At 37.9% G+C, this 7,034-nt stretch carries 5 protein-coding genes and 2 pseudogenes; all 7 read left to right on the forward strand.

What is annotated here, in order from left to right; all coding sequences use genetic code 11:
- Positions 1 to 390: pseudogene (locus V7659_RS18745) on the forward strand (glucose-6-phosphate dehydrogenase); the annotation flags it as partial.
- A 23-nt stretch (positions 391 to 413) separates the two neighbouring features.
- Positions 414 to 2,408, forward strand: coding sequence for a transketolase (gene tkt, locus V7659_RS18750; RefSeq protein WP_335541336.1), 1,995 nt, complete (start codon positions 414 to 416; stop codon positions 2,406 to 2,408).
- A 40-nt stretch (positions 2,409 to 2,448) separates the two neighbouring features.
- Complete coding sequence (gene gnd, locus V7659_RS18755) at positions 2,449 to 3,342, forward strand: phosphogluconate dehydrogenase (NAD(+)-dependent, decarboxylating) (protein WP_335541338.1); 894 nt, start codon at positions 2,449 to 2,451, stop codon at positions 3,340 to 3,342.
- A gap of 44 nt (positions 3,343 to 3,386) precedes the next feature.
- The gene (fsa, locus tag V7659_RS18760; protein ID WP_335541340.1) at positions 3,387 to 4,049 is read left to right on the forward strand and encodes a fructose-6-phosphate aldolase; all 663 of its coding nucleotides are present in this window, start codon (positions 3,387 to 3,389) and stop codon (positions 4,047 to 4,049) included.
- Positions 4,050 to 4,164: 115 nt separating this feature from the next.
- Positions 4,165 to 5,429 (forward strand): annotated as a pseudogene (locus V7659_RS18765) (glucose-6-phosphate isomerase).
- A gap of 265 nt (positions 5,430 to 5,694) precedes the next feature.
- A complete protein-coding gene (locus V7659_RS18770; protein WP_335541341.1) occupies positions 5,695 to 6,015 on the forward strand; it encodes a winged helix-turn-helix transcriptional regulator in 321 nt (106 codons plus the stop codon).
- A 104-nt stretch (positions 6,016 to 6,119) separates the two neighbouring features.
- Positions 6,120 to 6,755, forward strand: coding sequence for an FMN-dependent NADH-azoreductase (locus tag V7659_RS18775; protein WP_335541342.1), 636 nt, complete (start codon positions 6,120 to 6,122; stop codon positions 6,753 to 6,755).
- The last annotated feature ends 279 nt before the right edge of the window (positions 6,756 to 7,034 follow it).

A 7,034-nucleotide genomic window follows, 5' to 3' on the forward strand; every position in this document is an offset into this window, starting at 1 on the left:
ATTGAAATCAGCCCAAATGAAAATGTTTCTCTACAATTAAACAGTAAAAACCCATTAAATAACGGGAAAATCGAACCAGTCAGGATTAATTTTTCTTGTGAAGATATAGTAAGCAATGCCTCAGGAGTCCCAGAGGCTTATGAAAGACTAATTTATGATGCTTTAATTGGAGAATCTACATTCTTTGCCCATTGGAAAGAAGTGGAATTGTCATGGGAATGGGTACAGCCAATTCTTAATGGATTTGAGGAAAATCTGTTACCTCTTCATGGTTATCATTCAGGTTCAAATGGGCCTGAAGCCGCTGATTCCCTATTATCAGAAAATGGGTTTAAATGGTGGTTGGATGAAAAAATTCAAGCAAACAGAGAACCGGCACTTCAAAAATAACGAATGTCAGGAGGAAATTGAATATGTCAAAAAATATAGAGAACTTAGCTATTACAACGATTAGAACTTTATCAATTGATGCCATCAATGCGGCAAATTCCGGTCATCCAGGCCTCCCAATGGGGGCAGCACCAATGGCATATGCATTATGGGCGAACCATTTGAATCACAATCCTGAAAATGCAAAATGGTTTAACCGTGACCGATTCGTTTTATCTGCTGGACACGGATCTAGTTTATTATATAGCTTGCTTCATTTGTCCGGTTATGGTGTTACAATAGATGATTTAAAGAATTTCAGAAAAATAAACAGTAGGTCGCCAGGGCATCCTGAATTCGGACATACACCAGGTGTAGAAGCGACGACGGGTCCATTAGGACAAGGCATTGCAAATGCTGTGGGGATGGCTATGGCGGAAGCACATTTGGCAGCAAAGTTTAATAAAGAGGGGCACCCTGTTATTGATCACTATACTTATGCTTTAGTCGGCGACGGTGATCTTATGGAAGGTATTTCTTATGAGGCGATGTCCATGGCTGGGCATATGAAACTTGGCAAGCTGATTGTCCTGTATGATTCTAATGATATCTCCCTTGATGGCGAATTGAACGTTTCCTTCTCCGAAGATATAAGGAAAAGAGCAGAATCTGTCCACTGGCACTATTTAAGGGTGGAAGATGGAAATGACGTTGAAGCCATTACAAAGGCAATCGAAATGGCAAAACAAAATACCGACCAACCAAGTATCATTGAAATCAGAACAATTATCGGTTATGGAAGTCCTAAGGTAGCCGGAACAAACAAAGCACACGGGGCACCACTTGGAGCAGAAGAAGGAAAAGTGACAAAGAAAGCCTATAACTGGCTGTATGAAGAAGATTTCTATGTACCGGAAGAAGTCAAAGCACACTTTGAACAATTAAAGAGCAAGGGAATCGATACTGAACAAAACTGGAATAATTTAATCCAGTCTTATCAGCAAGCTTATCCAGAATTAACAAAGCAATTAACCAATGCTATTAATGGAAGAGTTCTAATTGATGCGAAGGATATTTTAACCTTTGATACAGAAAAAGCAGTTTCAACGCGTGTTGCCAGCGGGGAAACAATCAACCATTTTGTAAAGAAAGTTCCAACGATTTTTGGCGGCAGTGCTGACCTTTCCCATTCTACAATGACCGAAATAAAAGGGGAACAAATTTACGCGGTGGAATCCTACGGTGCACGCAATGTTTATTTCGGTGTACGTGAACATGCCATGGGAGCAGCAGCAAATGGGATGGCTTATCATGGCGGATTAAAGCCTTTTGTAAGTACATTCTTTGTATTTAATGATTATCTGCGTCCTTCGATTCGATTAGCAGCCTTATCAAAGCTTCCGGTCATCTATGTGTTTACACATGATTCCATTGCAGTTGGTGAAGATGGACCAACACATGAGCCGGTTGAACACTTAGCTGCCCTTCGTTCGATCCCTGGCCTAACTGTAATAAGACCAACGGACTCGAATGAAACAGCAAGTGCTTGGGCGTATGCTCTTCAACAAAAAGAAGGACCAGTGGCATTGATCCTAAGTCGTCAAAATTTACCAGTATATAACGAAACTAAGGCGAATCTGGAGAATGTGTCTAAAGGGGCTTATGTATTGACTGAAACCAATTCAACTCCAGATGTAATATTGATTTCAACAGGTTCTGAAGTTTCATTGGCAGTAAATGCGAAAGCCGAATTGGAAAATGAAAATATATCTGTTCGTATAGTAGCAATGCCAAGCTGGGAATTATTTGATAAGCAATCAGCAGAATATAAAGAAGCCATACTTCCTTCTTCTGTTACAAAACGTGTCGCAATCGAAATGGGTATATCACTAGGATGGGATCGCTTTGTTGGATTTGAAGGAAAAGTATTATCGATTGAGACATTTGGAGCCTCAGGAGATGGTGTTGCCGTCATGAAGCAATTTGGATTTACGACTGAAAATGTCGTTCAAATCACGAAAAGTATCTTAAATAAATGATAATAGCTAAAAAATTCATATGAAAATGGGGAAATTTATCATGAAATTAGGATTAATCGGTTTAGGAAAAATGGGTTTAAACCTCGGACAAAATTTAATCAATCACAATCATGAAGTGGTCGCATTCGATGTTAACCCGACTGCTATGGAAGAAATGAAAAAATATGGAGCTTCGGGTGTTTCAAGCTATAAAGAACTTGTTGAATCATTAGAAAAACCAAGAATTGTTTGGATTATGGTTCCGCATGCCGTGGTGGATTCCGTTATTGGGGAAATCATACCGTTTTTGGACAAAGGCGATATTGTCATTGAAGCTGGTAATTCCCATTATAAAGAATCAATTCGCCGTTATAATGAATTAAAAGAACTAGGTGTCAGCTTTATGGATGCAGGTACTTCAGGTGGAATGGAAGGAGCGCGCAATGGTGCCTGTTATATGATTGGCGGTGATCCGGAAGCGTGGGAAGTAGTGGAACCTATTTTCCAAAATACTGCAGTAGAAAATGGATTCTTATATGCAGGCAAACCAGGAAGCGGTCACTTCTTAAAGATGGTTCATAATGGAATAGAATATGGAATGATGGCTGCTATTGGTGAAGGATTTGAAGTGCTAGAGAAAAGTGAATTTGATTACGATTATGAAAAGGTAGCTAAGGTTTGGAATAACGGTTCCGTCATTCGCTCATGGTTAATGGAACTTACAGAAAACGCCTTTTCTAAGGATCCAAATTTGGAAGAAATTAAAGGAGTCATGCACTCTTCAGGTGAAGGAAAATGGACTGTTGAAGCAGCATTAGATCTTCAAGCGGCTACTCCTGTTATTGCCATGTCGTTATTGATGCGTTACCGATCTCTAGAAAACGATACTTTTACAGGTAAAGTAGTTGCTGCATTAAGAAATGAATTTGGCGGACATGCTGTTGAAAAAAAATAAATAATTAATAAAAATTTTTCTCAAAAAAATTGGAGGAATACATCATGAAATTCTTTATCGATACTGCAAATTTAGATGAAATTAAAAAAGCCTACAAAATTGGAGTATTATCAGGAGTTACAACCAATCCTTCATTGGTTGCAAAAGAGGGTGTAAAATTCGAAGACCGGATTGCAGAAATCATCAATGCAGTTCCTGATGTTGAGTCCGTATCTGCAGAAGTTACTCCAAGCGCTCTAACAGCTGAGCAAATGATTGCTGAAGCAAATGAGCTCATTAAAATAAATGGCGGCGATAAGAATATTACCATTAAACTTCCTATGACATTAGATGGATTAGAGGCTTGCCGATACCTTACAAAAAAAGGTGTTAAAACAAATGTTACCCTTATTTTTTCTGTAAACCAGGCATTACTGGCAGCACGAGCTGGAGCAACCTACGTTTCCCCATTCTTAGGCCGTTTGGATGATATTAACGAGGATGGTGTTGAACTCGTTTCACGTATTGCAGAATTATTCCGTATCCAAAATTTAGATTCACAAATTATAGCGGCATCTGTTCGTCATCCGGACCATGTAACGCGCGTGGCGATGGCTGGAGCTCATATTGCGACCATTCCATTTAAAGTAATTGAGCAATTATCTAAACATCCATTAACAGATCAAGGAATTGAAAAATTTGCTGCTGACTGGAAGAATGCTCTTTAAAAATTAGTTAAAGGTATCCAAGGTGTTAGAGTTTATTCTGCGGTTCTTAGCAGAGATGTTCTAACGCCTTATCTGACACATCATAAGTAAAACAAGAAAAGAGGAGAACAATTAAATGTCGATTTCTTTTGATTACTCTAACGCACTATCATTTATGCAACAAAGTGAAGTAGATAACCTCAGCGAATTTGTGAAAACCGCTCACAATATGCTTCACGAGAAGAAAGGTCCTGGATCAGACTATCTTGGTTGGGTTAATTTGCCAAATGACTATGATAAAGAAGAATTTGCAAGAATTAAAGCTGCGGCTGAGAGAATTCGCAGTAATTCTGAAGCCCTAATCGTTATCGGGATTGGGGGCTCATATCTTGGTGCAAGAGCCGCTATTGACGCACTCTCTCATACCTTTCATAACCAAATGGGCAATACAACACAAGTTTATTTTGCCGGTCAAAATATCAGTGCAACCTACATTTCCCATTTGCTTGATGTGATAAAAGACAAAGATATTTCNNGAAAAAATATGGAAAAGAAGAAGCTCGAAAACGTATTTATGCTACAACTGATCGTCAAAAGGGTGCATTAAAAACACTTGCTGATGAAGAAGGTTATGAAACTTTTGTCATTCCAGATGATGTTGGGGGGAGATACTCTGTATTAACGGCTGTGGGGCTCTTGCCAATAGCGGTAGCAGGTATCAATATTGATAAAATGATGGAAGGGGCTGCGGCTGCGGCAGATAAGTATAATAATCCAGACTTGGCGACAAACCAAAGTTATCAATATGCTGCCGTAAGAAATGCTCTTTACCGAAAAGGGAAATCCATTGAACTTCTCGTAAACTTTGAACCATCCCTACATTATGTTTCAGAATGGTGGAAACAGCTTTTTGGCGAGAGTGAAGGGAAGGATCAAAAAGGATTATTTCCTGCTTCTGTCGATTTTACAACAGATCTTCATTCGATGGGACAATATGTGCAGGAAGGCCGTCGTGATTTAATTGAAACTGTAGTATCAATAAAAGAACCTAAACTTGATATTACCATTGAAGCAGAGGAATCCAATCTTGATGGTTTAAATTATCTAGCTGGGAAAACAATGGACTATGTCAATAAGAATGCCTCCCAAGGTACCGTGTTAGCCCATGTGGATGGAGGGGTTCCAAATCTGTCTGTGGAGCTGGACCAATTAAACGAATTTACCTTTGGCGAAATGGTTTACTTCTTCGAGAAGGCATGCGGAATTAGCGGTTTATTAATGGGTGTAAATCCATTTGATCAACCAGGAGTGGAAGCATATAAAAAGAATATGTTCGCATTACTTGGTAAACCCGGATATGAAGCTGAAAAAGCTGAATTATTAAAACGTATTTCTAAATAATAGCATCATAAAAAACAATCTTTACTACATGTTTATTGAACTATAACCCGAATAATGGACACTAATATTAAAAGTCCGTTATTCGGGTTACTCTATGCCCATTACACTATCACCCGTTTATAATCATGGAGGAATTAGAATTAGAAAAAATTTATTTAAGGAAATATAAATGATGATTTTTTCAAGAAGAAAAATCAAAATATTTATCAATCAAATGTAGAAGAGAAACAAATTGTATCTAATTTAAAAGGGAGTGAGATATAAGATGGAAGAACAGGCAAACCTTTTTCCTGAGGTTGAAAAAACCTTTGAATTAATTGGAAAAAGATGGACAGGATTAATTATATATGTTTTATTAAGTGGTCCGAAGCGTTTTAGTGAAATTCATTCTCTTATATCTGATCTGAGTAAACGAATGCTGACGGAGAGAATGAAAGAATTAGAAGAACATGGAATTGTACTCCGTCATGTTATACCTGAGCGACCTGTAAGAACAGAATATTTATTAACAAAAAAAGGAAACGAATTAGCAAAAATTCTTGGACCTATTAGTCAGTGGGCAAATAGCTGGATGAAAGATGAATAAATAATTAATTATTTTTAATCCTAATAAAATGGGTACCGGAAGTAAAATTAATCTTCAGAAGATAGGTAGATTAATTTTTGATTTAGGAAAGGCGGGATGAGATTATGACAAATGTTCTTTATATTACAGCACATCCTCTTGATCATAAACGGTCATATAGCTTAGCAGTAGGAAAAGCATTTATCGATTCGTATGTAGAATTTCATCCTCATGATGAGATCGTACACCTTGATTTATATCAAGCAGAAATACCCTATCTTGATGCTGATGTATTTAGCGGCTGGGAAAAACTTCGGACAGGGGAATCATTTGAACAATTAACACCCGAGGAAAGGTTGAAGGTAGGACGATTAGCTGAATTAGGTGCTCAATTCAAAATGTCTGATAAATATGTGTTCGTGACCCCTTTGTGGAATTTTTCTGTTCCAGCCATCATGAAGACCTACCTTGATGCCGTTGCTGTATCGGGAAAAACTTTTAAATATTCCAAAATAGGATCTCAGGGTCTTTTAACAGGAAAAAAAGCTATCCATATTCAAGCCCGTGGAGATGTTTACTCTGGGGGAACAGAAGCTGAATTGGAAATGGGGCATCGATATCTTGAAGTAATGATGAATTTTTTTGGAGTTCATAGTCTGGAACATATTATCATAGAGGGACATGTGCAATTTCCGGAAAAAGCAAAAGAAATCAAAGAAAAGGCGATAGTAACAGCAGTTGAAGTAGCACGGAGATTTTAATTATCTTTTTTAAAACATCCTTACCTTGCCTTTAAAAGGTTTGAACATATCCAGGTCAACTAGACAATATTAAAAATACCCACCCCTTCAACGGCTTAAAGGTAGCTGAACAAGGTATTACTGTTAAGGAAAGAACTTGCAGCACCTCTCATCCAACTTAATAGTCTGTAAGCTGAAGAAAAAACCAAAGTAATCCTTTTGTCTTTCTTAGCAATCCAGGTCATTCTGTATAAAAAAGAGCTTTATATAAAAACTTTTGCACCTTCTTCAGCCCATTTT

It is taken from the genome of Neobacillus drentensis, from assembly GCF_036966985.1.
In the GTDB taxonomy this organism is placed as follows: domain Bacteria; phylum Bacillota; class Bacilli; order Bacillales; family Cytobacillaceae; genus Neobacillus; species Neobacillus drentensis_E.